At 70.6% G+C, this 23,265-nt stretch carries 21 protein-coding genes and 1 tRNA gene; 12 read left to right on the forward strand and 10 right to left on the reverse strand.

Going from position 1 to position 23,265, the window contains the following annotated elements; all coding sequences use genetic code 11:
* Positions 1-64: 64 nt before the first annotated feature.
* The 4 genes from COUCH_RS02310 (at position 65) to COUCH_RS02325 (ending at position 5,175) form a co-directional block, all read left to right on the forward strand.
* On the forward strand, positions 65-1,819 hold the full coding sequence (locus COUCH_RS02310; protein WP_249610461.1) for an ABC transporter substrate-binding protein: 1,755 nt from the start codon (positions 65-67) through the stop codon (positions 1,817-1,819).
* A 94-nt stretch (positions 1,820-1,913) separates the two neighbouring features.
* Positions 1,914-2,927, forward strand: a complete 1,014-nt coding sequence (locus tag COUCH_RS02315) for an ABC transporter permease (protein WP_249610462.1) — start codon at positions 1,914-1,916, stop codon at positions 2,925-2,927.
* The gene (locus COUCH_RS02320) at positions 2,927-3,964 is read left to right on the forward strand and encodes an ABC transporter ATP-binding protein (RefSeq protein ID WP_249610463.1); all 1,038 of its coding nucleotides are present in this window, start codon (positions 2,927-2,929) and stop codon (positions 3,962-3,964) included. The genes COUCH_RS02315 and COUCH_RS02320 overlap by 1 nt, the downstream gene beginning before the upstream one ends.
* Before the next feature lie 149 nt (positions 3,965-4,113).
* Positions 4,114-5,175: an ABC transporter ATP-binding protein gene (locus COUCH_RS02325; RefSeq protein WP_249613527.1), complete on the forward strand. Its 1,062-nt coding sequence runs from the start codon at positions 4,114-4,116 to the stop codon at positions 5,173-5,175.
* A gap of 121 nt (positions 5,176-5,296) precedes the next feature.
* On the opposite strand, the gene COUCH_RS02330 is transcribed toward COUCH_RS02325, so the two are convergent.
* The 5 genes from COUCH_RS02330 to COUCH_RS02350 form a co-directional block, all read right to left on the reverse strand.
* Positions 5,297-6,916: a beta-N-acetylhexosaminidase gene (locus COUCH_RS02330; protein ID WP_249610464.1), complete on the reverse strand. Its 1,620-nt coding sequence runs from the start codon at positions 6,914-6,916 to the stop codon at positions 5,297-5,299.
* A 47-nt stretch (positions 6,917-6,963) separates the two neighbouring features.
* Positions 6,964-7,536, reverse strand: a complete 573-nt coding sequence (locus COUCH_RS02335) for a hypothetical protein (protein ID WP_249610465.1) — start codon at positions 7,534-7,536, stop codon at positions 6,964-6,966.
* Positions 7,536-8,210 carry an HNH endonuclease family protein gene (locus tag COUCH_RS02340; protein ID WP_249610466.1) on the reverse strand — a complete coding sequence of 225 codons (675 nt, stop codon included), beginning with the start codon at positions 8,208-8,210 and terminating at the stop codon, positions 7,536-7,538. Before COUCH_RS02340 ends, COUCH_RS02335 begins: the two co-directional genes overlap by 1 nt.
* Positions 8,211-8,581: 371 nt before the next feature.
* Entirely contained in the window at positions 8,582-10,321 is a 1,740-nt protein-coding gene (gene leuA / locus COUCH_RS02345; RefSeq protein WP_249610467.1) for a 2-isopropylmalate synthase, read from the reverse strand.
* A 195-nt stretch (positions 10,322-10,516) separates the two neighbouring features.
* Entirely contained in the window at positions 10,517-11,332 is an 816-nt protein-coding gene (locus COUCH_RS02350) for a hypothetical protein (RefSeq protein ID WP_249610468.1), read from the reverse strand.
* A 233-nt stretch (positions 11,333-11,565) separates the two neighbouring features.
* On the opposite strand from COUCH_RS02350, the gene COUCH_RS02355 reads away from it, so the two are divergent.
* The 4 genes from COUCH_RS02355 (at position 11,566) to COUCH_RS02370 (ending at position 17,251) form a co-directional block, all read left to right on the forward strand.
* The gene (locus COUCH_RS02355; RefSeq protein ID WP_249610469.1) at positions 11,566-12,831 is read left to right on the forward strand and encodes an aspartate kinase; all 1,266 of its coding nucleotides are present in this window, start codon (positions 11,566-11,568) and stop codon (positions 12,829-12,831) included.
* A 6-nt stretch (positions 12,832-12,837) separates the two neighbouring features.
* Positions 12,838-13,902 (forward strand): aspartate-semialdehyde dehydrogenase, encoded by a 1,065-nt coding sequence (locus tag COUCH_RS02360; protein WP_249610470.1) that lies wholly within the window; start codon positions 12,838-12,840, stop codon positions 13,900-13,902.
* A gap of 83 nt (positions 13,903-13,985) precedes the next feature.
* Positions 13,986-15,761 carry an FG-GAP and VCBS repeat-containing protein gene (locus tag COUCH_RS02365; protein WP_249610471.1) on the forward strand — a complete coding sequence of 592 codons (1,776 nt, stop codon included), beginning with the start codon at positions 13,986-13,988 and terminating at the stop codon, positions 15,759-15,761.
* 11 nt (positions 15,762-15,772) lie between these two features.
* A complete protein-coding gene (locus tag COUCH_RS02370; protein WP_249610472.1) occupies positions 15,773-17,251 on the forward strand; it encodes a calcium-binding protein in 1,479 nt (492 codons plus the stop codon).
* A 3-nt stretch (positions 17,252-17,254) separates the two neighbouring features.
* Here the strand turns inward: COUCH_RS02370 and COUCH_RS02375 are convergent, their stop codons facing one another.
* The gene (locus COUCH_RS02375) at positions 17,255-18,538 is read right to left on the reverse strand and encodes a methyl-accepting chemotaxis protein (protein WP_249610473.1); all 1,284 of its coding nucleotides are present in this window, start codon (positions 18,536-18,538) and stop codon (positions 17,255-17,257) included.
* A gap of 187 nt (positions 18,539-18,725) precedes the next feature.
* Here COUCH_RS02375 and COUCH_RS02380 point away from each other — a divergent pair, with 187 nt between their 5' ends.
* Positions 18,726-19,829 carry a glycoside hydrolase family 19 protein gene (locus tag COUCH_RS02380; protein WP_249610474.1) on the forward strand — a complete coding sequence of 368 codons (1,104 nt, stop codon included), beginning with the start codon at positions 18,726-18,728 and terminating at the stop codon, positions 19,827-19,829.
* Between the two features lie 58 nt (positions 19,830-19,887).
* Here COUCH_RS02380 and COUCH_RS02385 read toward each other — a convergent pair whose 3' ends face one another.
* A complete protein-coding gene (locus COUCH_RS02385) occupies positions 19,888-20,187 on the reverse strand; it encodes a hypothetical protein (RefSeq protein ID WP_249610475.1) in 300 nt (99 codons plus the stop codon).
* Between the two features lie 153 nt (positions 20,188-20,340).
* Between COUCH_RS02385 and pyrE the strand changes: the two genes are divergently transcribed.
* Entirely contained in the window at positions 20,341-20,865 is a 525-nt protein-coding gene (pyrE, locus tag COUCH_RS02390; protein WP_199510184.1) for an orotate phosphoribosyltransferase, read from the forward strand.
* Here pyrE and cutA read toward each other — a convergent pair.
* Positions 20,862-21,191 (reverse strand): divalent-cation tolerance protein CutA, encoded by a 330-nt coding sequence (gene cutA / locus COUCH_RS02395; protein WP_249610476.1) that lies wholly within the window; start codon positions 21,189-21,191, stop codon positions 20,862-20,864. The genes pyrE and cutA overlap by 4 nt on opposite strands.
* 30 nt (positions 21,192-21,221) lie before the next feature.
* On the opposite strand from cutA, the gene COUCH_RS02400 reads away from it, so the two are divergent.
* Positions 21,222-21,539: a cold shock domain-containing protein gene (locus COUCH_RS02400; protein ID WP_249610477.1), complete on the forward strand. Its 318-nt coding sequence runs from the start codon at positions 21,222-21,224 to the stop codon at positions 21,537-21,539.
* Between the two features lie 36 nt (positions 21,540-21,575).
* On the opposite strand, the gene COUCH_RS02405 is transcribed toward COUCH_RS02400, so the two are convergent.
* Both COUCH_RS02405 and COUCH_RS02410 read right to left on the reverse strand, forming a co-directional pair.
* Positions 21,576-21,649 (reverse strand) — tRNA-Pro (locus COUCH_RS02405).
* Positions 21,650-21,830: 181 nt separating this feature from the next.
* Entirely contained in the window at positions 21,831-22,724 is an 894-nt protein-coding gene (locus COUCH_RS02410) for a metallophosphoesterase (RefSeq protein WP_249610478.1), read from the reverse strand.
* A gap of 25 nt (positions 22,725-22,749) precedes the next feature.
* On the opposite strand from COUCH_RS02410, the gene COUCH_RS02415 reads away from it, so the two are divergent.
* Positions 22,750-23,202: a GatB/YqeY domain-containing protein gene (locus tag COUCH_RS02415; RefSeq protein WP_249610479.1), complete on the forward strand. Its 453-nt coding sequence runs from the start codon at positions 22,750-22,752 to the stop codon at positions 23,200-23,202.
* Positions 23,203-23,265 lie beyond the last annotated feature (63 nt).

Below are 23,265 nucleotides of genomic sequence, written 5' to 3' on the forward strand. Positions count from 1 at the left end.
CCGGACGACTTTTTCGCCAGCCAGGCGGTCCAAGCGGGCCGTTCCTTCAGGGAGGTTGCTACAAGTGATCCAGAGAACAAGGGTGCTGGTGGCCGCGACGGCCGCCCTGGCGCTCGGATTGACCGCCGCGTGCGGCGGGGGCAAGGACGACTCCAGCTCGGGCAGCTCCTCCAAGGCGGAGTTCAACGCCGCCCTGGACAAGGTGTTCAACCCCTCCGAGAAGAAGGGCGGCACCATCCGCCTGGCGAACTCGGGCGACTGGGACACCCTCGACCCGGGCGAGACATATTACGGCTACTCGTGGGACTTCCTGCGCCTGTACGGCCGCAGCCTGCTCACGTTCAAGGCTTCCCCGGGCGCGGCCGGCAACGAGCTGACCCCGGACCTCGCCGAGGGCCTGGGCGAGACGAACGACAACGGCAAGACGTGGACGTACAAGATCCGTAAGGGCGTCAAGTTCGAGGACGGCACCGAGGTCAAGTCGGCCGACGTCAAGTACGCGGTGCTGCGCTCGATCGACAAGGCGACGTTCCCGAACGGCCCGGCGTACTTCGAGCAGTTCCTGAACCTGCCGGCCGGTTACAAGGGCCCGTACAAGTCCAAGGGCGTCAACACCGACCAGGCCATCTCGACGCCGGACGACAGCACGATCGTCTTCCATCTCAAGCAGGCGTTCGGTGGCTTCGACTACATGGCCGCGCTGCCGCAGACCGTTCCGGTCCCGCAGGCCAAGGACACGGCCGCGAAGTACAAGGAGCACGTGGTCTCCACGGGCCCGTACATGTTCGACCAGAACAACATCGGCAAGAACTTCTCGCTCAAGCGGAACCCGAACTGGAGCCAGGAGACCGACCCGTTCCGCAAGGCGCTGCCGGACCGCTTCGAGGTCTCGCTGAACGTCAACGCGGACGACATCGACAACCGGCTGATCTCCGGCGACCTGGACATCGACGTGGTCGGCACGGGCGTGCAGCCCGCCACGCTCGGCCGCGTCGTGGGTGACCCGACCGCCAAGGCGGGCACGGACAACGCCAGCCAGAGCCGCCTCTGGTACACCTCGATCGTCGGCACGGTGAAGCCGCTCGACAACATCGACTGCCGCAAGGCGATCGAGTACGCCGCGGACCGTACCGGCTACCAGACCGCGTACGGCGGCCCGCTCGCCGGCGGCGACATCGCCACCACGGTCCTGCCGCCGACCATCCCGGGTTACCAGAAGTTCGACCTGTACCCGGCGGGCCCGGACAACACCGGCGACGTGGCGAAGGCCAAGGAGGCCCTGGCGGCCTGCGGTCAGCCGAACGGCTTCTCGACCAACATCGCCTACCGTGCGGAGCGGCCGAAGGAGAAGGCCACCGCCGAGTCGCTGCAGCAGTCGCTGGCGCGGGTCGGCATCAAGCTGACGCTCAAGCCGTTCCCGCAGGGTGACTACTTCTCGCAGTACGCCGGCAACCCGCCGTACGTGAAGGCCAACAACCTCGGCCTGACCGTCAACGGCTGGGGCGCGGACTGGAACGACGGCTTCGGCTTCCTGTCGCAGATCGTCGACAGCCGGGTCATCCGGGAGACCGGTGGCTCCTCGAACACCAGCGTCCGCGACCCCGAGGTCGACAAGATGCTGGACGCGGCGGTGAGCAACACCGACGCCAAGGCGCGCGAGGCGCAGTGGGGCGCGATCGACAAGAAGGTCATGGAGGACGCGTTCATCCTCCCCGGCGTCTACTCCAAGGCGCTGCTGATCCGTCCGAAGAAGCTCACCAACGTGTACGTGAACCCGGCGTACGCGATGTACGACTACGTGGCGCTCGGCGTCGCGTGACCACCACCTCTGGCGTCCTAGTTCCGATTGGGTAGGTGAAGGCAGCAGGCGGCCGGTCCGGGGTGACCCGGGCCGGCCGTCGTAGCCGGGCACTGTGATCACGTACATCATCAGGCGTCTGTTAGCGGCCGTCGTGCTGCTCTTCATCGTCAGCGCCGCCGTCTTCGCGATCTTCTATCTGATTCCGCGGCTCGTCGGTGCGACGCCCGAGACGCTGGCGACCCGGTACGTGGGGCGTGCCGCGACGCCGGAGACGGTCAACCTCATCGCCCACAAGCTGGGCTTCTACGACCCGATCTGGGTGCAGTACGGCCGCTGGGTCAAGGGCATCTTCTTCGGCGCCGAGTACGACTACGGCAGCGGTACGGAGCACTGCCCGGCGCCCTGCTTCGGCTACTCCTTCATCACGCGCCAGCCGGTGTGGCCGGACCTGCTCGACCGGCTGCCGGTGACGCTGTCGCTCGCCGTGGGCGCTGCGGTGCTGTGGGTGTTCTTCGGCGTCTCGACCGGCGTGATCTCCGCGCTGCGCCGGGGCTCCCTGCTGGACCGCGCCGCGATGACCGTCTCGCTCGCCGGCGTCTCCATGCCGATCTTCTTCACCGGCCTGATCGGCCTGCTCATCTTCAGCTACAAGCTGGGATGGACGGCCTCGGGCGGTTCCTACACCCCGTTCACCGAGAATCCCGCCGACTGGTTCTACGCGCTGTTGCTGCCGTGGATCGTGCTCGCCTTCCAGTTCTCCGCCCAGTACGCCCGGCTCACCCGGGCCGGCATGCTGGAGACGCTCGGCGAGGACTACATCCGTACGGCGCGCGCCAAGGGCCTGCCGGAGGGCGCGGTGAACGTCAAGCACGGCCTGCGGGCCGCGCTGACACCGCTGCTGACCATCTTCGGTCTCGACTTCGGCCTGCTGCTCGGCGGTGCCGTCCTCACCGAGCAGGTCTTCTCCCTGCCGGGGCTGGGCAAGTACGCCGTCGACGCGATCACCAACAACGACCTGCCGAAGGTACTCGGCGTGACGATGATGGCCGCGCTCTTCGTGGTCGTCGCCAACCTGATCGTCGACCTGCTCTACGCCGTCGTGGACCCGCGAGTGAGGATCAGCTAGTGGCAGCCGAACCCTTCCTCGAGGTCAAGGATCTGAAGATCTCGTTCCCGACCGACGACGGCCTGGTCAAGAGCGTCGACGGGCTGTCGTTCCGGCTGGAGCGCGGCAAGACGCTGGGCATCGTCGGCGAGTCGGGCTCCGGCAAGTCGGTCACCAGCCTCGGCATCCTGGGCCTGCACAACAAGCGCAACGCCCAGGTCTCGGGCCAGATCTGGCTGGACGGCGAGGAGCTCGTCAGCGCGGCGCCGGAGACCGTACGGGCCCTGCGCGGCGCCAAGATGGCGATGATCTTCCAGGACCCGCTGTCCTCGATGCACCCGTTCTACTCGATCGGGCACCAGATCATCGAGGCGTACCGGGTGCACCACCGGGTCTCCAAGCAGGTGGCCCGCAAGCACGCGATCGACATGCTGGGCCGGGTCGGCATCCCGCAGCCCGCACGCCGCGTCGACGACTACCCGCACCAGTTCTCCGGCGGTATGCGCCAGCGCGCGATGATCGCCATGGCGCTGGTGAACGACCCGCAGCTGCTCATCGCCGACGAGCCGACGACCGCGCTGGACGTGACGGTCCAGGCGCAGATCCTCGACCTCATGCACAACCTGCAGGAGGAGTTCAACTCGGCGCTCATCGTGATCACGCACGACCTGGGCGTGGTGGCCGAGCTCGCCGACGACGTGCTGGTCATGTACGGCGGCCGCTGCATCGAGTACGGCACCGCCCGGACGATCTTCGAGCGGCCGGAGCACCCGTACACGTGGGGTCTGCTGGGGTCGATGCCGCGCATCGACCGGCCCAACCTGGACCGGCTCGTGCCCATCCCGGGCCTCCCGCCGTCGCTGATCAACCTGCCGTCCGGGTGCGCGTTCCATCCGCGCTGCGCCTACGAGCCGCGCACCGGCGGCCTGGGCACGACCCTGACGCCGGAGCTCACGGTCGCCGACCAGCCCGGGCACCTGGTGCGCTGCCACATGCCCACCGCCGAACGTCAGCGGATCTGGCGTGAAGAGGTCAAGCCGAAGCTGGAGGCGCAGTGAACGACGAGAGCGGCGCGGCGGCGATCCCGGCCGACCCGACCGGGCGCACGGCGGTGCCGGCGGACCCCATGGCCGGCGCTGCGGCCTCGGCGGAGACGGCGGGACCGACGGAGGCCGTGCGGTTGAGTGACCCCGTACCCGACGCGGTGATGCAGGAGGAGCGCGCCGCCAGGGGCGAGCCGCTGCTGTCCGTGAAGGGCCTCGAGAAGCACTTCCCGATCACCAAGGGCATCCTGCGCCGTCAGGTCGGCGCGGTGCGCGCGGTCGACGGGGTGACGTTCGACGTCTACAAGGGTGAGACGCTCGGCCTGGTCGGCGAGTCCGGCTGCGGCAAGACCACCACCGGCCGGCTGCTGACCCGGCTGGTGGAGCCCACCGGCGGCTCGATCGAGTTCGACGGCCGGAACATCGCGCACCTGCGCCAGGGCAGGCTGCGGCCGCTGCGGCGCGACATGCAGATGATCTTCCAGGACCCGTTCTCGTCACTGAACCCGCGGCACACCGTCGGCACGATCGTCGGGGCGCCGTTCCGGATCCAGAACGTCAAGACCGAGCACGGCGTCAAGCGCGCGGTGCAGGACCTGCTCAAGCTGGTCGGGCTCAACCCCGAGCACTACAACCGCTACCCGCACGAGTTCTCCGGCGGTCAGCGCCAGCGCATCGGCATCGCCCGTACGCTCGCGCTGCGACCGAAGCTGATCATCGCGGACGAGCCGGTGTCGGCCCTCGACGTGTCGATCCAGGCGCAGGTCGTCAACCTCCTCGACGACCTGCAGAACGAGTTCGATCTGACGTACGTGTTCATCGCGCACGACCTGTCGGTGGTCCGGCACATCTCCGACCGCGTCGCCGTCATGTACCTCGGGAAGATCGTCGAGATCGCCGACCGGGAGAAGCTCTACACCAGCCCGCGGCACCCGTACACGGTCGCGCTGATGTCGGCCGTCCCGGTCCCCGACCCGGCGCGCCGCGACCGGGCCCAGCGCGAGCGGGTCCTGCTCACCGGCGACGTGCCGAGCCCGATCAACCCGCCGTCCGGCTGCCGGTTCCGCACCCGCTGCTGGAAGGCGCAGGAGATCTGCGCCACCGAGGAACCGCCGCTGATCCCGCGCCTCGGCGACGCGGCCTCGCACCAGACGGCCTGCCACTTCCCGATCGTCGAGGGCGAGGCGGTCGAGGGCCGGCGCGCGGTGACCGCGCCGACCCCCTGAAAGATCAAAATCTCGATGTCGTAGCTCGGTGGGTGGTGCTGACCGCAACTCCCGTCGAGGCCGGGGCCGGGGCCCAGCATGCGCCGGCCCTGGCCCCTTCATGCTGCGTGAGTGGGAAAGATCAACCCCAATTGATCTGCGGCGAGGGGTAGAAGTTCACGCCCTGCAGCGTCCACCGCGGGCCGTACGCGCCCAGCCGGGCCGAGAACGACGCCCAGTCGTGCGTCGACGCCGGGGACCAGCCGAGCTCGGCGATGGCCGGCAGCCGCGGGAACGCCATGAACTCGATGTCGTCCAGGCTGCGCAGCGTCTCCGACCACAGCGGCGCCTCCACGCCGAGGATCGCGTTCTCGCCGACGCCGGCCACGCGGGTCGCCGGGTCCCAGCCGTACGCGTCGGCAACCTCGATGTAGGCGGCCCAGTCCAGGCCCAGCGGGGTGCTGGGGTCGTACTTCATGTCCAGGTACGCCTTGTTCGCCGGGGACATCACGACCTTGGTGCCGCGGGTGACCGCCGCCGCCACGGTCGGGTTCGTGGTGGCGGTGTCCCAGAACTGCGCGACCGCGGTGTTCGAGGCAGGGGCCTTGGTGATCTCGTTCCAGCCGTACGCGGTCTTGCCGTACTTGGCGACCAGCGGCAGCACCCGCTGCTGGAACGCCACGTAGTCCGCCTCGGGCGTGGCGTGCGCCTCGTCGCCGCCGATGTGCAGGTACGGCCCGGGCGTCATGGCGGCCAGCTCGCGGATCACGTCCTCGACGAAGCGGTACGTCGTCTCCGAGCCGATGCACAGCGAGCTGTACCCGACCTCGGTGTCGGTCCGCGGCGGCGGCGCCACCCCGTCGCAGGTCAACTCCGGGTACGCGACCTGCGCCGCGTTCACGTGCCCCGGCATGTCGATCTCCGGCACGATGGTCACGTAGCGCTTCGCGGCGTACGCGACGATGTCCTTGTACTGGGCCTTCGTGAGGAATCCGGGACCCTCGCCGTCGACCCCGGTGCCCGCGCCGCCGCTGACCGCGGTGAGCTTCGGCCAGCTGTCGATCTGGATGCGCCAGCCCTGGTCGTCGGAGAGGTGCAGGTGCAGGTGGTTCACCTTGAACCGGCTGATCTCGTCGACGTACGCCTTGATCTCGTCCGGGGTGTGGAAGTGCCGCGCCTCGTCCAGCATCGCCCCCCGGTACGCGAACCGCGGATAGTCGAGGATGCTGCCGCCGGACACGGTCCACGACCGCCGGACGACGGTCGGCGAGTCGATCTCGACGGGCAGGAGCTGACGCAACGTCTGCGCGCCGGCGAAGAGCCCGGCGGGGTTGTTCGCCCGGATCGTGACGGCCTGCCGGCTGACGTCGAGGCGGTAGCCCTCACTGCCGAGCCGGCTGTCGTTCGCGCCGAGCAGCAGTGAGACGGTCGGCAGCCGCCGGGGCGCGACGGGCAGGACGGGCAGCGGATAACCGGTCGCCGGCCGCAGGTCCCGGGCCAGCTGGTCGCCCACCGCGCGGGCTGCGGGTGAGCCGGGCTGCGTACGGATCACCGTGAGCGGGCCGAGCCGGAAGGTGGCGTTCGCGTCCGGGCGCACCTGGACCGGCGCCGGGAGGACGGCGGAGAGAGCCGGGGAAGCGGACGATGCCGCTGCTGCTTTCGGAGCGGTCTGGGCGGCGGCTGCCGGTGCGGCCTGGGCGGCGAGCAGCGGGAGGCTCACCGCCGCCGCGGTGAGCAGGCGAGACAGAGCGGATTTGGCCATGCCCGACGCTACATAGGCCGCTCTCGATCTGTAAAGGTTGTTGCGGATCAGCGCTCGGGCCGGTTCAGGATGCCCACCGCGACGGCGTGCACCGCCTCCAGGTCGGCCGGATCCTTGAGCTGCGCCTTCGCCCCGGTGACGGTGTACCACTCGTCGGCGTCCTTGTACTGGGCGCGGACGACGACCTGACCGCCGGAGAGCTCGGTGCGCAGGGTGAGGTCGCCCGTGACGACGCCGACCTCGTCGGTCATGACACCGCCCTGACCAGCGGTGATGTCCGTGGTCCGGCTGTCGGTGGCCGCGGGCTGGGCCCCGTCGGTGCCCGTCGCGGCCGGCTGGGGTGCGCCCGCCTGGGGTGCGGTGGCTGCGCTTGCCTCGGCCGTGCTCGTCTCGGGTGCGGCGGCCTCGGTTTCCGCGGCGGCGGCCGGTTGGGCCGCAGCGGGCTGCGCGGGTGTTTCCGCGGCGGCCGGGCGGTCCGCGGAGCCCCGGGGCGTGCCACCGGCGGCGGCCGGCTGGGCGGGGGTCTGCGCCGCGCCGGGCCGGGCCGCCGCGGGCTGGGCGGCGGCGGGCTGGGCGGCGGGCTGGGCGGCGGCGGCCTGCGGTGCGGCGGGCTCGGTCATCAGCAGTTCCTCAGCATGTCGGTGAGGGCCTTCTTCTCGGCGGTCGTCACTGTGAGCTTCCACTGCGACTTCACCGTGATCCAGTCCTCGGCGTACTGGCACCAGGCGCCGGTGCGCTCGGGCTTCCAGGTCGACGGGTCCTGATCACCCTTTGACCGGTTCGACGCCGCCGAAACCGCGATGAGCTGCGGATCGTCGACATCGTTGGCGAAGTCCCCGCGCTTGTCGTCGGTCCACGAGCTGGCACCGGAGCGCCAGGCGTTGGCGAGCGGCACCATGTGGTCGATGTCGACCTTCGACGGGTCGGTGATCTTCAGGCCGTCGTACGCGCTGATCCACGTGCCCGCGACCACGTTGCAGCCGGACACCTTCACCTTGGTGCCGTCACGCTTGAGCACGGTGTCGCGGACGTCGCAGTTCTCGCCGGTGCTGCGCCAGTGCGGGAACCTGTCCCGGCTGTACCGGGCCATCGAACCGGACCTGGCGACGGTGAGCTTGTCGAGCATCGCCCGCGCGGTCTTCGCGTCCCGAGTGGACGTGGTGGTCTTGCCATCGGGCTTCGAGCCGGGTTGGTCGGTGACGGTCACCTCGCATCCGGCGGCGGTGACGGCGGTGAGGGCGAGCAGGGCGACGGTGAGGTGCACCGTCCGGCGGGGGGTGTGGCGAGGGGGCACGAAGCAAGCGTATGCAACGAACGCCCGCTTCGCCCCGCCCGTCACCCCCGCCCGAATCGTCCCGCGTGCCGCCGGCTCGTGACCGGCGCGTCAGGCCCGCCGGCTCGTGGCCGGCTCCGTAGGACGTCACCGGCTCGTGGCCGGCCGTCCGATGTGTCCGCGCTGCGCGCATGCTCCGGCTTCTGGCCGGGCTCAGCACGCCACCGGCTCGTGGCCGGCTTCCATGTCAGGGCTCCGGCTTCTGGCCGGGCTGGACGCGCCGCCGGCTCGTGGCCGGCTTCCATGTCAGGGTTCCGGCTCGTGGCCGGGCTCGGCGCGCCGCCGGCTCGTGGCCGGCGGCGTACCAGGAAAGGCTTCCGGATTGCGCCCGCTCAGCGGACGCGGTTCACCGCGCTGGTCACGGCCTTGATCGAGGCGGTGACGATGTTCGCGTCGAGGCCCACGCCCCACACCGTGCGGTCGTTGATCTCGCACTCCACGTACGCGGCGGCCTGCGCGTCCTCACCGGACGTCAGCGCGTGCTCGGCGTAGTCCAGGACCCGGACCTTGATGCCCAGCGGCTCGAGCGCCTGCACGTACGCGTCGATCGGGCCGTTGCCGAGGCCGACGACCGGGCGGCGGGTGTTGCGGTGCCGCACCTCCGCGTCGATCTCGACCTTGCCGTCCACGGTGGCCGTCGTGTAGCGCTCCAGCTCGACGATGCCGAACTGCTGGTGGTCGACGAGGTACTCGCTGGCGAAGATGTCCCACATCTGCTGCGGGCCGACCTCGCCGCCCTCGGCGTCGGTGACGTGCTGCACCACGCCGGAGAACTCGATCTGCAGCCGGCGCGGCAGGTCGAGCTTGTGCTCCTCCTTCATGATGTACGCCACGCCGCCCTTGCCGGACTGCGAGTTGACCCGGATGACGGCCTCGTACGTGCGTCCGAGGTCCTTCGGGTCGATCGGCAGGTACGGCACTCCCCACGCGAACTTGTCCACGTCGACGCCGGCCTCCGCTGCGTCCTCCTGCAGCGCCGCCAGGCCCTTCTTGATCGCGTCCTGGTGCGAGCCGGAGAACGCGGTGTACACCAGGTCGCCGACGTACGGGTGCCGCTCGTGCACCGGCAGCTGGTTGCAGTACTCGACCGCGCGCTTGATCTCGTCGATGTCCGAGAAGTCGATCATGGGGTCGATGCCCTGGGAGAACAGGTTCAGGCCCAGCGTGACCAGGTCGACGTTGCCCGTGCGCTCCCCGTTGCCGAACAGGCAGCCCTCGACGCGGTCCGCGCCGGCCAGCACGCCCAGCTCGGCGGCGGCCACGGCCGTACCGCGGTCGTTGTGCGGGTGCAGGCTGAGGATGATGCTCTCGCGGCGGGGCAGGTGGCGGTCCATCCACTCGATGCTGTCCGCGTACACGTTGGGGGTGGCCATCTCGACCGTCGCCGGCAGGTTGATGATCAGCGGGCGGTCCGGGGTGGGGTCGATGACGTCGATGACCGCCGAGCAGATCTCCAGCGCGTAGTCCAGCTCGGTGCCCGTGTACGACTCCGGCGAGTACTCGTAGAAGATCTCGGTGTCCGGGGTGTGGATCTCCGCGTACTTCTGGCAGAGCCGGGCCCCGGTCGTCGCGATGTCGGTGATGCCGGCCTTGTCCAGGCCGAAGACGACGCGGCGCTGCAGCGTCGAGGTCGAGTTGTAGAAGTGCACGATCGCGCGCTTGGCGCCACGGATCGACTCGAACGTGCGGTCGATCAGGTGCTCGCGGCACTGGACCAGCACCTGGATCGTCACGTCGTCGGGGATCAGGTCCTGCTCGATGAGCTGGCGGACGAAGTCGTAGTCCGTCTGGCTGGCGGCCGGGAAGCCGACCTCGATCTCCTTGTAGCCCATCGCGACGAGCAGGCTGAACATGCGCCGCTTGCGCTCGGGGGACATCGGGTCGATCAGGGCCTGGTTGCCGTCACGCAGGTCGACCGCGCACCAGCGCGGGGCGGCCTCGACGCGCCGCGACGGCCACCGGCGGTCGGGCAGGTCGACGGCGAACTGTTGTTGGTAAGGGATGTAGCGCTCGAACGGCATCCGGCTGGGGCTCTGCCGGGCGATCGGATCGGCGTTCACGTCGCTGGACATGCGGGCTCCTGTGCAGTTGGTCAGTTCACGAGGACCGACCGGCGCGCGTCAACTCCGCGACGAGGTGCCGGCCTCGGATGGGGCCTCGTCGCGGCAGCGAAGAAGGAGCGCGTACCACATGTCAAAAGTCACCCTAGGCGGTCCGCCCGGCCGGCGCTAACTCTACGCCCGGATCGTGAGAAACCCCCGCTCAGCTCACCCGGCCGAGGGAGCGGTCGATGGCTGCTGCGAGGTCGAGGACGAGGTCACCGGCGGGGTGGTGGGCGGCGGGGACGACATGCCCATCGGCTCACCGCCGGCCACCGGGCCCGGCAGGTCGACGGTCGGTGGCGCGGCCGCGGGCGTACCCGAGATCGTCAGCGTCCCGAAATCGACCCGAACGGCCGTCAGCAGGCCGTCGTCGCTGTAGCAGTAGATGCCGACGTCGACGGGCGCGGCGAGCGAGGCGGAGATGCCGTCGACCGAGTAGCACTGGCCGGACGAGCCGGGCAGCGGCTGCGCGCCGGTCACGGAGAGCGCGGCCTGACGATCGGTGAAGACGGAGAGCCACTGGCGGAACACCCGCTGCACCTTGGGGTCGTACCGCTTGGGGATCTGCTTGCCCTTGTCGGCGACGTGGATGCAGTACGGCGCGACCGGGTTCGTGGCGGACGGGATGGCGCACTGGAAGACGCCGGCCTCGGTCTGCACCACGGAGACGTCGGCCGTACCGCCGAGGGCGCCGCCCGGGATGTCGACCCGCCAGCTCCCGTCCGTGGCGACCGTCGCCATGACCGACCGTGGCGTCTGACCGGCCACGTCGAGCGTGTAGACGGCCGTGTACCGGCGGTCGATGGCGAGCGCCGCGCGGGCGGCGAGGTCGATGCGCGCGTCGTCGTCCTCGGGAGGCGCCGAGGCGGTCGTCGGGGCGGGTTTCACCGCGGGCGCCGCGTCTGAGCACGCGGCGAGGCCGGCGACCAGCAGGGCGGCGGCCAACGCGGACAAAGCACGCGAGGCGGGACGGGAGCGCATCGAGACATTCTCGCCTCCGCACCCCGCGTACGAGTCGATGCAAGGACCCGAACCTTCCCGGCGTGTCGTGGGTGGTGTGCCGCACAGGCCGGAATCTGGGATCGCGTGTCAGCGATGCCGGCCTGCGCCGCTAGGCTGGTCTGCGATCGACTCGACCGACGCCGCCGGCCGGATGTGCCCGGCGGCGTCGGCACGTGCAGGCTGGTACGGCGTTGGGAAGGGAGTCGGCTGCCGTGGCTCTGGTGGTGCAGAAGTACGGCGGTTCGTCCGTGGGTGATGCCGAGCGCATCAAGCGCGTGGCGGAACGCATCGTGGACGCCCGCAAGGCCGGCGACGACGTCGTCGTGGTGGTGTCCGCGATGGGCGACACCACGGACAACCTCCTCGACCTGGCCAACCAGGTGAGCCCGCTGCCGCCCGGCCGCGAGCTGGACATGCTGCTGACCGCCGGCGAGCGCATCTCGATGGCGCTGCTCGCCATGGCGATTCACAACCTCGGCTACGAGGCCCGGTCCTACACGGGTTCCCAGGCCGGCGTGCTGACCACCTCGGTGCACGGCAAGGCGCGGATCATCGACGTGACGCCCGGCCGGCTGCGGACCGCGCTCGACGAGGGCGCGATCGCGATCGTCGCCGGCTTCCAGGGCGTCTCCCAGGACACCAAGGACATCACCACGCTCGGCCGCGGCGGTTCCGACACCACCGCGGTCGCGCTCGCCGCGGCGCTCAACGCCGACGTCTGCGAGATCTACACCGACGTGGACGGCGTCTTCACCGCCGACCCGCGGATCGTCCCGAACGCACGCCACATCAAGCAGATCACGTATGAGGAGATGCTCGAGCTGGCGGCCGGCGGGGCCAAGGTGCTGATGTTGAGATGCGTGGAGTACGCGCGCCGGTTCAAGGTGCCGATCCACGTACGCTCGTCGTACTCGAACAAGCCCGGCACTGTCGTCACCGGATCGATGGAGGACCCGAACGTGGAACAAGCGCTGATCACCGGGGTCGCCCACGACCGGAGCGAGGCCAAGATCACGATCGTCGGCGTGCCGGACGAGCCGGGCGCCGCCGGGCGCATCTTCGAGACGGTCGCCCAGGCCGAGATCAACATCGACATGATCGTGCAGAACGTGTCGACCGAGGGCACCGGCCGCACCGACATCTCGTTCACGCTGCCCAAGGCCGACGGCCCCACCGCGATGGCGGCGCTGGACAAGATCAAGGAGCAGATCAAGTTCAAGAGCCTGCTCTTCGACGACCACGTGGGCAAGGTGTCGCTGATCGGCGCCGGCATGCGCTCGCACCCGGGCGTCGCGGCGCAGTTCTTCGCCTGCATCGGCGAGGCCGGCGTCAACATCGAGATGATCTCCACCTCGGAGATCCGGGTCTCGGTGGTCTGCCGCGACAGCGACCTCGACACCGCGGTCCGCGCGGTCCACGACACCTTCGAGCTGGGCGGCACCGAGACCGCCGTCGTGTACGCGGGGACCGGCCGGTAGCGGCGCATGGGGTCGCCGCAGCCCACGCTCGCGGTCGTCGGAGCCACCGGTTCCGTCGGCACGGTGATGCGTGAGCTGCTCACCTCCCGCCGCAACGTCTGGGGCGAGATCCGCCTCGTCGCGTCGGCCCGCTCGGCCGGCAAGGAGCTCGCCTGTCGCGGCGAGCAGCTGACCGTCCGCGAGCTCACCCCGGAGGTCTTCGACGGCGTCGACGTGGCGATGTTCGACGTGCCCGACGACGTCTCGATCGAGTGGGCGCCCGTGGCCGTCGCCCGCGGCGCGACGGTGGTCGACAACTCGTCGGCGTACCGCATGGAGCCGGACGTCCCGCTGGTCGTGCCCGAGGTCAACCGGGAGGAGCTGCGCCGGCGCCCGCGCGGCATCGTCGCCAACGCCAACTGCACCACGATGGCCATGATCATGGCGATCGCCCCGCTGCACCGCGAGTACGGGCTGCGCGAGCTGGTGCTGGCCTCGTACCAGGCGGTCTCCGGCGCGGGCCAGATCGGCGTGGACGTCCTGCACGACCAGCTCAGCAAGGTCGCCGGCGACCGTACGCTGGGCTCCCGCCCGGGCAACGTCCGCCAGGCCGTCGGCGACGACCTCGGCCCGTTCCCGGCCCCGCTCGCCCTCAACGTCGTCCCCTGGTCGGGCGCCCTCGCCGCCGACGGCTGGTCCTCCGAGGAGCTCAAGCTCCGCAACGAGTCCCGCAAGATCCTCGGCCTGCCCGACCTCAAGGTCTCCGCCACCTGCGTCCGCGTCCCGGTCGTCACCGGCCACTCGATCGCGGTGCACGCGGTCTTCGCCTCCGAGATGAACGCCGAGGAGGCCCGCCAGATCCTCCGCAACGCCCCCGGCGTCATCCTCGTCGACGACCCGGAAGCCGGCGAATTCCCCATGCCCATCGACGCGGTCGGCACCGACCCCTCCTGGGTGGGCCGCATCCGCCGCGCCATGGACGACCCCCGAGCCCTCGACCTCTTCATCACAGGCGACAACATGCGAAAGGGCGCGGCGCTGAACACGGTGCAGATCGCGGAGCTGCTCGCCGAGGAATTCAGCAAAGCCTGACGCTGTGCCGTGGGTCACACGGCGCGGGACAGCGGGGAGATTGACGATCTTCTAGTGTGCTGCTCCTGACTTCTAGGAGCACCGTGAAACTCGTACGCATCGTCGCGGCTTTTGTTGCCGCATCGGCGGCCTCCGCCACTTTCCTCGCGGTGACCCCGGCGGATGCCGGGCAGCGTCCCGTGCCCCCGGCCGGCGACCCTTCCGCGCGCCCCTGGTCCCCCAAGGCCAAAGCCCAGGCCGCCCGAGCCCGAGCCGCCCAGACCGGTGCCGCCAAGGCTGGTTCCGCCCAGGCCGGTGCGGCCCAGGCCGCCGGCGCGGACGCCCACGCCATGTCGTCCGAGCTGCCGGGCGCCGCAGAGATCGTTCGGGACGGGATCACGCTGCTGCACCTGCGCACGTCGGTGACCCGGACGCCGGTGAGCGGCAGCGGCGCCACGCGGTCCGATTTCGACGGTGACGGGCGTGATGACATCGCGGCGTTCAGCACCGGCGGGGTGATCGTCACGTATTCGTCGGCTCCGGTGCGGGACCGGCTCGTCACGGAGATCCCGGGCGGGAGCGGCTGCGGGTGTTTCGGGGTCGAGATGGTGACCGGGAACTTCAACGGCGACAAGTACGACGACCTGGCGATCGCCGACTCGAGCGAGGCCGATCTGCGCGCGATGGGGTATTTCGCGGGCGCTGTATGGGTTTTCCCGGGTGGGCCCTCGGGGTTGAAGGTCGACGCGGTCAAGCACTTCAACCAGAGCACCTCGGGGGTGCCGGGTGCCTCGGCGACGTCGGACTGGTTCGCCGATTCGCTGGCGGCCGGGGATGTGACCGGTGACGGCCGGGACGAGCTGCTGGTCGGCATCCCGGGCAAGAAGGTGGGCGGCAAGAAGGAGGCCGGCGCCGCCGTCGTGCTCAAGGGCAGCGCGAGCGGGGTCGTCGCGACCGGGGCGAAGTGGATCGACCAGAACAGCTCGGGCGTGCCGGGCGGCGCGGAGACCGGTGACCACTTCGGCGGTGGCGTGGCCATCGGGAAGATCAACAAGGACAAGTACCGGGACGTGGTGATCGGCGCGCCGCAGGAGGACGACGGTCAGGCGTGGATGGGCAGCGGTTCCGTCACGCAGTTCTGGGGCGGCAGCGCCGGCGTCTCGTCGAAGAAGGTGACGGTCGTGAGCGGCTCGTCCACCGGCGCGGTGGCCGAGGCCAAGGACGCCGTGGTCTGGTACCTCGGCGGCGTGCTGGCCATCGGGGACACCAACGGCGACGGGTACGGCGAGGTCGTCGCGGGTGACTCGGCGGCGCAGGCGAACTGGGAGATCAACGGCGGCGTGGTCGTGACGCTGAAGGTCGGTGGCTCCGGCATCACCACCAAGGGCATGGTTCTGCTGTCGCAGCACGACCGGAGCATCGCGGGCTCCGCCGAGGACAACGACTACTTCGGCGATTCGATCGCCGTCGGCGACGTGACCCAGGACGGCATCGCCGACGTCCTGGTCGGGGTGCCGGGCGAGGACATCGGCGGCACCGCGGACGCCGGCGAGGTGGTGCTGCTGCGCGGTTCGCGCACCGGGCTGACCGGCTCCGGCTCGTGGACGCTCACGCAGTCCTCCGGTGGTGTCCCGGACGGCCCGGAGACGGGCGACGCCTTCGGCGCCGCGGTCTCGCTGCTCAACCTCAACGGCAAGAACGGGCTCGACGCCGCCGTCGGCGCGCCCGGCGAGAGCGTCGCGGGCGACGCCGCGGGCTGGGCGTCCGGCACGGTGACGAAGGTGTACGGCGGCAGCAACGGCCTCGGCGGCGGCTCCGCCGTCAGCGGCCGCTCGCTGGGCGTCGTCGAAGCCTCCTACGGATACGTGGCCCACCAGTGAGGAACGTACGCATGCGCATCGCGCTGTCCGCCGCCGTGGCGGGACTCCTGACCGCCGGCGGCACCCTGATCGCCGGCCCGGCCTGGGCCGCCTCCTCCGGCGTCGCGAAGGTCGTCGGCGACACGAAGGTCCAGTACACCGCCGCGAGGGGCAAGGCCAACAAGGTCGTGGTGACCCGGTCCGGCCGGACGTTCACGATCGACGACGTGGTCTCCGTCAAAGCGGGGGCCGGCTGCAAGGCCGTCTCCGGCGACACCACCAAGGTCCGCTGTACGACGCCGAAGAACCCGACCTGGTTCTTCGTGTACACCGGCGACAAGAACGACTCGATCAAGAACAGCACCGACCTCGGCATGACCGCGCGGGCCGGTTCCGGCAACAACTGGATCACCGGCGGTCCCAAGCACGACGACCTGTACGCCGACGACGGCGCGGACACGATCTGGGGTGCCGGCGGCGACGACTACATCTACTCGGCCGGCGGCAAGGACATCATCTACGGCGGTACGGGCAGCAACGAGCTGATCGGCGGCCCGGGCAACGACACGATCTACGGCGGCCCGGACTTCGACCGCATCCGGCCGGACTCGGGCAACGACGTCGCGCACGGCGGCGCCGGGGACGACTACTTCGAGGAGAGCTCCGGCAGCGACGTCCTGTACGGCGACGACGGCATGGACGAGTTCTTCCAGAACGAGAGCGACGGCCGGGGCGCGCAGGACATGCACGGCGGGCCCGGCTGGGACCGGGTCAACTACTACTTCCGTACGGGCGGGGTCGTGGTGGACGCCGACGGCAAGAAGAAGGACGACGGTGCCCGGGGCGAGGGCGACTCCGTCGGCGCCGACATCGAGGGGATCGACGGCAGCCAGGGCAACGACTGGCTGGCGGGGAACACCGGTGACGGCTGGATCTCCGGCAACGAGGGCAACGACAAGCTGTACGGCTACAGCGGCGCGGACGACCTCAACGGCGGTACGGGCAACGACCTGCTCGACGGCGGCAACGGCAACGACAACCTGCACGGCGACTTCGGCAGCGACGTCATGCTGGGTGGCCCGGGCGTGGACGGCGTGGACTACTACGACCGGCTCGTCACGGTGGTCGCCGACCTCGACGGCAAGACCGGCGACGACGGCTCCGCCGGCGAGAAGGACACCATCGGCGCCGACGTCGAGAACCTCGTCGGCGGCTGGGGCAACGACACGCTGACCGGCAGCGCCGCCGCCAACCACATCGACGGCGGCCACGGGTCGGACGTCATCCGCGGCGGTGCGGGCAACGACACGCTGGACGGTGGTGAGGGCATCGCCGGCGGCGTCGACAAGGTCTACGGCGAGGCGGGCGACGACGTCCTCACCGGCGGCGACTACGACGAGCACGACCGGTACGTGCTGGACGGCGGCACGAACACCGAGGTGGGCGACGCCTGCGTGCCCGGCCGCTTCGGGACCGGCGAGTTCGTGAACTGCGAGCGCAGCGAGGCCTGAGCCTCAGGGCGTGATGCCCGCGGTGGAGTGGGCCACCTCGTCGGCCGCGCTCGTGACCAGTTCACGGGTCTGGCCGGCGAGCGTGACCTGCTCGCCCATCACGGACGAGGCGAGGCGCTGGGCGTCGGCCACCGAGCTCAGCCGGCTCGTCATCTCCGACACGGCCTTGCCGACGGCGGCGGCGCCCGTGGTCACCTCGTGCACGGTGGCCTCGATGCGGGCCGTCGCCTCGGCGGTCTGACCGGCGAGCTGCTTCACCTCGCCCGCCACCACCGCGAAGCCCTTGCCGACGTCGCCCGCGCGGGCCGCCTCGATGGTCGCGTTGAGCGCGAGCAGGTTGGTCTGGTCGGCGACCGCCTGGATCATGCCGGCGATCGTGGCGATGTCCGCCACCGAGGTGCGCAGCTCCTCCAGGGACGTCAGCGCCGCGTCGGCGTCCGAGAGAGTGGTGCCGACCTGCTCACTGGCGTGCTCGACGGTACGGGCCACATCCGACAGCGCCGACTCGAAGCCGCCCAGGGCCTCGTCCGCGTCGGTGCGCAGCCGGGCGCCGGTCTCGCTGGTGCGCTGCAGGACGTGCTCGAGGCGTACGGCCATCTGCTCCGCGCGGGCCAGCTGGGCGGCCGCCTCCTCGCGGGCGTTCTCCTCGCGCCGGGTGGCCTCCTCGGCGGCTTCGCGCAGCCGGGTGGCCGTCTCCTCGGCGAGCTGCGCCCGGCGGGCCTCGTTCTCGCGCCGGGCGGCCGCGTCGAACTGCCAGTACGCGATCTGCGCCGCCGACATCGCCAGCACGAACCCGGCGTGCAGGAGGGCGCGCCAGAAGAGCGTCGAGGTGGAGTGGCCGGCGTGGGCGAACACGAGCTCGGGGGCGAGCAGGCCGACGCCGAAGTGGTGCGTGGCCACCAGGGCGACGGCCACCGCGAAGGCGGTCCATTCCTGGTAGAGGCCGATGAGCACGATCACCACGAAGAAGTGGAAGTGCAGGTCGATCGAGCCGCCGCCGGCGTGCACGAGCGCGTCCGCGGCGAGCAGGAAGCCCACGCTGGTGGAGATCGCACGGCCGCGCTGGCTCGTGGCGGTGCCGGCGATGACCCCGCAGGCGAGGACGCCGCCGATCACGGCGAGCAGCAGCGTGGCGTGGTGGCCCGGGCTGAGCTCCCCGGTGAAGTAGCCGAGCACGAGGACCACGGGGACGTGCAGCCAGAGCAGGAACCGCAGCACCCGGTGCCGGGCGGCGAACGCCTGCTCCGAGAGGGCGGCATCCGGTACGAAGCGGCCGAGCATCGTCATCGCTGCACCTTTCCGATCGGGTCGCGATCCCTGTCGGTTCGTCCGGGCGCAAGCGGGAGCAACCGGGCGGTGGCAAGTCGGTTTCAGATTAAACCCTGAAGTTTCTTTACAGATATTGACGTGACGGCCGTCGATCTAGTTGAGTCGATCCATCCCCTTGATCCTCCCGAACTGAAAACGGTGAACCATGCCCAGAAAACGGCTCTTGGCGATCCTGGCGACCGTGGGCGTCGCCGTCGCCGGTGCGGCCGCCGCGGTCATCCCCATGACGTCCTCGAACGCGGCCGAGGCCTGCGCTGCGGCTTACAGCAGCAGCGCCGTCTACACGGGCGGCATGAAGGCGTCGTACGGCAGCCACAACTGGACCGCGAAGTGGTGGACCCAGGGCGAGACGCCGAGCACCGGCGGCTCCGGCGTGTGGCAGGACAACGGCACGTGCGGCGGCGGCACCACGCCCCCGCCCAACACCGGCGGCAGTTGCAACTACCCCAACTGGGCTGCGGGCACGTTCTACCCGGCCGGCTCGATCGTGAAGTACACGAACGGCAACCACTACCGGGCCAAGTACGAGAACCCGGGCTACGACCCGGTCATCAGCACCTGGTTCTGGGAGCCGTACAGCTGCACCGGCGGAGGAACGACCAACCCGCCGCCGCCGCCGAGCACCGGCTCGGGCTTCCCGGTCAGTGAGGCCCAGTTCAACCAGATGTTCCCGAACCGGATCCCGTTCTACTCGTACGCCGGCCTGCTCGACGCCGTGAAGAAGTTCCCGGCGTTCACCACCTCCGGCAGCGACACGGTCCGCAAGCAGGAGGCCGCGGCCTTCCTGGCGAACGTCAACCACGAGTCCGGCGGGCTGGTCTACGTCGAGGAGATCAACCAGGCGAACTGGCCGCTGTACTGCGACCGCAGCCAGCCGTACGGGTGCCCGGCCGGGCAGTCCGCGTACCACGGTCGCGGGCCGATCCAGCTGAGCTGGAACTTCAACTACAAGGCGGCCGGCGACGCGCTCGGCATCGACCTGCTGAACAACCCGGACCGGGTCAAGAACGAGGCGTCGGTGGCCTACCAGACCGCCGTCTGGTACTGGATGACCCAGCGCGGCCCGGGCTCGATGACCCCGCACGACGCCATGGTGAACAGCCGCGGCTTCGGCGAGACGATCCGCAGCATCAACGGCTCGCTCGAGTGCAACGGCGGCAACCCCGCGCAGGTGCAGAGCCGCGTGGACGCGTACAACCGTTTCACCGCGATCCTCGGCGTCAGCCCCGGCAGCAACCTCTACTGCTGAGCTGCGAGAAAGGGGGGTGCGGCCGCTCAGGCCGTACCCCCCTTTTTTTGTGGTGCGGTCAGAGCGCGAGCTGCGGGCGGGCCGGGATGCCCACCACCGCCGGCGCTGCGGTGCGCGCCGGCATCGGCTGCTGCGGGACGGAGCTCGGCACCAGGATCGCCTCGACGGCCGGGGCGATGGACCGGCGCTCGCTGAGCTGCATCAGCCGGGCGGCTCGGGCCAGCGAGCCGGTCTCGCCGTCCCGGAAGCCCTCCCGGTAGCCCTTCTCGTAGCGTTCCCCACGGCCGAGTGCGCGGCCGATGGCGAAGCACGACGAACCGGCGAGGGCGAGCAGGAAGAGGAACGCGAAGGGTGTCACGACAGGCCTTTCACAAGGGTCGAGGTTGTAACCCGCAAAGTAGACGAAACCAGACAAACCTTTACCCCCGCCCACAAGCAATTACGCGTACGGGTGAACCGGCCGGACACCCGCGCTGCCGGGCCGGACGGCGAGGTGGAAGGCTGTGTGCTCGTGACTGACTCTGACCTTGCGCGGCAGGTCCGCGACGTGAGCCGACTGACCGGCGAGTTCGTCCTGCGCTCCGGCCGGACCGCCACCGAATACTTCGACAAGTACCAGTTCGAGGCCGACCCGGTGCTGCTCGACCAGCTCGCCGAGCAGATGGCCGTGCTCATCCCCGAGGGCACCGAGGTGCTGGCCGGCCTCGAGATGGGCGGCATCGCCGTGGTGACCGCGCTGGGCCGGCACGCCAAGCTGCCCTGCGCGTTCGTCCGCAAGCAGGCCAAGCAGTACGGCACCGCCCGGCTCTCCGAGGGCGCCGAAGTGGCGGGCCGGCGCGTGCTGGTCGTCGAGGACGTGGTCACCTCCGGCGGCCAGGTGGTCATCTCGACGAACGAGCTGCGCAAGCTCGGCGCGCACGTGGATCACGCGCTCTGTGTGATCGACCGCCAGGAGGGCGGGGCCGAGGCGCTGTCCGCGGAGGGCATCAAGCTGCGCGCCCTGCTGACCCGGGCGGACCTCGAGGCCGCCGCCTAGGACGGTTCCCTGGTCTCGGCGACCACCCACGCCAGGTAGGCCGGGTTACCCCCGGCCACTGGCAGGGCGAGCACGCACGGCACGTCGTACGGATGCTCGGCGTCGGCCAGCGCGACGATCTCCGGGACCAGCGAGGCGCGGGTGTGCAGGGCGACCCGCGCCTCGGGGTCGTCGTGCACGGCCCCCTCCCACCGGTAGACCGACCGGATCGCGGCGATCTGGTGCCCGCAGGCGGCCAGCCGCTCCTCGACCAGCCGCCGGGTGAACCCGGCCAGCCACTCCGCATCGGCCGCGGTGACCACGACCTCCACCACGTCCTCGCTCACGACCCGACCTCCTCGCCTACATTCGACACCATGGCGGTGGCGGGGACGATCCGGGAGTGGCGCGACGACGAGGGCTGGGGGGTCATCGACTCCTCCGAGACGCCCGAGGGCTGCTGGGCGCACTTCAGCGCGGCGGCCGTCGAGGGCTTCGCCGCGTTCGGCCAGGGCCAGGCGGTGTGGCTCGAGTGGGAGTCGCCGGGCCAGGACGGCTACGCGTGGCGGGCGACGCGATTCTGGCCGCGGGACGCGGAACCGGTGGACCGCCCGTCGCAGCCGGAGGCCGGTGCGGCCTACCGCAGCACGCTGACGCTGTCGTTCGACGAGTCGGCGATCCCGGAAAAGCACTAGGGCCACTTTCCTGGTGGAAAGTGGCCCTGACCTCTGTCGGGGTGGCCGGATTTGAACCGACGGCCTCTTCGTCCCGAACGAAGCGCGCTACCAAGCTGCGCCACACCCCGAGGCGTGCTGAGCAATAGTATCCGACCGTCCCGCGCACGCGAAATCGGTATCCCCGTACCCGCAAAAGCGCAGGTCAGGGGTGGTGGGCCAGGGAACCGGCCGGCCGCGTCGCCGGGGTGACCGGGAAGTTCCGCCGGTCGTGACCGAGCCGTTGCCGTGCCGGTTCCGCGTGTGCCGTGGTCAGCGGGGGATGAGCGTGAGGATCGACGCCTCGGGGCGGCAGGCGAAGCGGATGGGTGCCGTCGGGTGGGTGCCCAGTCCCGCGGAGACGTGCAGCCACGCGTCCGAGCCCGGCCACCGGTGCAGGCCCTTCGCCATGGCGTGGGGCAGGTCGCAGTTGGTGGTCAGGGCGCCGTAACCCGGCACGCAGACCTGGCCGCCGTGGGTGTGCCCGGCGAGCAGCAGCGCGAAGCCGTCGGCCGCCATCGCGTCCAGGACCCGGGACGCCGGGGTGTGCGTGACGCCGAGGTGCAGGTCGGCGTCGGGGGAGACGACGCCGGCCACCGACGGGTAGTCGTCGCGGTCGATGTGCGGGTCGTCGACACCCACCAGCTCCACCGAGCGGCCGCCGGCCTTGAGCACCGTACGGGCGTTGTTGAGGTCCGCCCAGCCCGCGCCGGTGAACGCCGAGCGCAGGTCCTCGAACGGCAGATCGGCGCCCTGGACGTACTCGCGTTGCGGCAGCAGATACTGCAGCGGGTTCTTCCACACCGGGCCGCGGTAGTCGTTGGAGCCGAACACGAACGCGCCGGGCAGGTCCAGCAGCGGCCGGAGCGCCCGCTGCACGCCCGGTACGGCGTCCGGCGAGGCCATGTTGTCGCCGGTGACCACGACGAGGTCCGGGTCCGTGCCGGCCAGCGCCGCGACCCAGGCCTGCTTGCGGTGCTGGCCGGGCATCATGTGCAGGTCCGACAGGTGCAGGATGCGCAACGGTTCGGCGTCGGGCTCCAGCACCGGGACGTTGAAGCGGCGCAGCGTGAACAGGTTGCGTTCGATCAGGGACGCGTACGCGAATGTGGCGCCGCCGGCGGCGGTCACCGAGGCGGCCAGGGCGATAAAGGGACGCTTGCGCATGACGGCAAGGGTAGTTTGACCGTCCATGGGAACGCTGAAGGACCGCCTGAACGACGACCTGCACTCCGCCATGAAGGGCCGCGACGAGCTGACCACGTCGACGCTGCGCATGGCGCTCTCCGCCCTCCGCACCGCCGAGGTGTCCGGTGACGCCGCGCGCGAGCTCTCGGACGACGAGGTGCTCGCCGTGCTCACCAAGGAGGCGAAGAAGCGGCGCGAGGCCGCGACCGCCTTCCGGGACGCCGGCCGCGCGGACCAGGCCGAGAAGGAGACCGCCGAGGGGGAGATCCTCGACCGCTACCTGCCGGCCCAGCTGAGCGACGAGGAGATCGCCGAGCTGGTCGCGGGCGCGCTGCGGGACGGCGGCTTCAGCGGGAAGGCCCAGATGGGCCCGGCCATGCGGGCGGTTCAGGCCGCGGTGGCGGGGCGCGCCGAGGGAGGCCGCGTGGCGGCGGAGGTACGCCGGCAGCTCGGCTGACACGCGTACGCAAGCGGGCGGGCCACCTCAGGGGTGACCCGCCCGTCCTCGCTTCAGAACCTG

It is taken from the genome of Couchioplanes caeruleus, from assembly GCF_023499255.1.
GTDB lineage: Bacteria > Actinomycetota > Actinomycetes > Mycobacteriales > Micromonosporaceae > Actinoplanes > Actinoplanes caeruleus_A.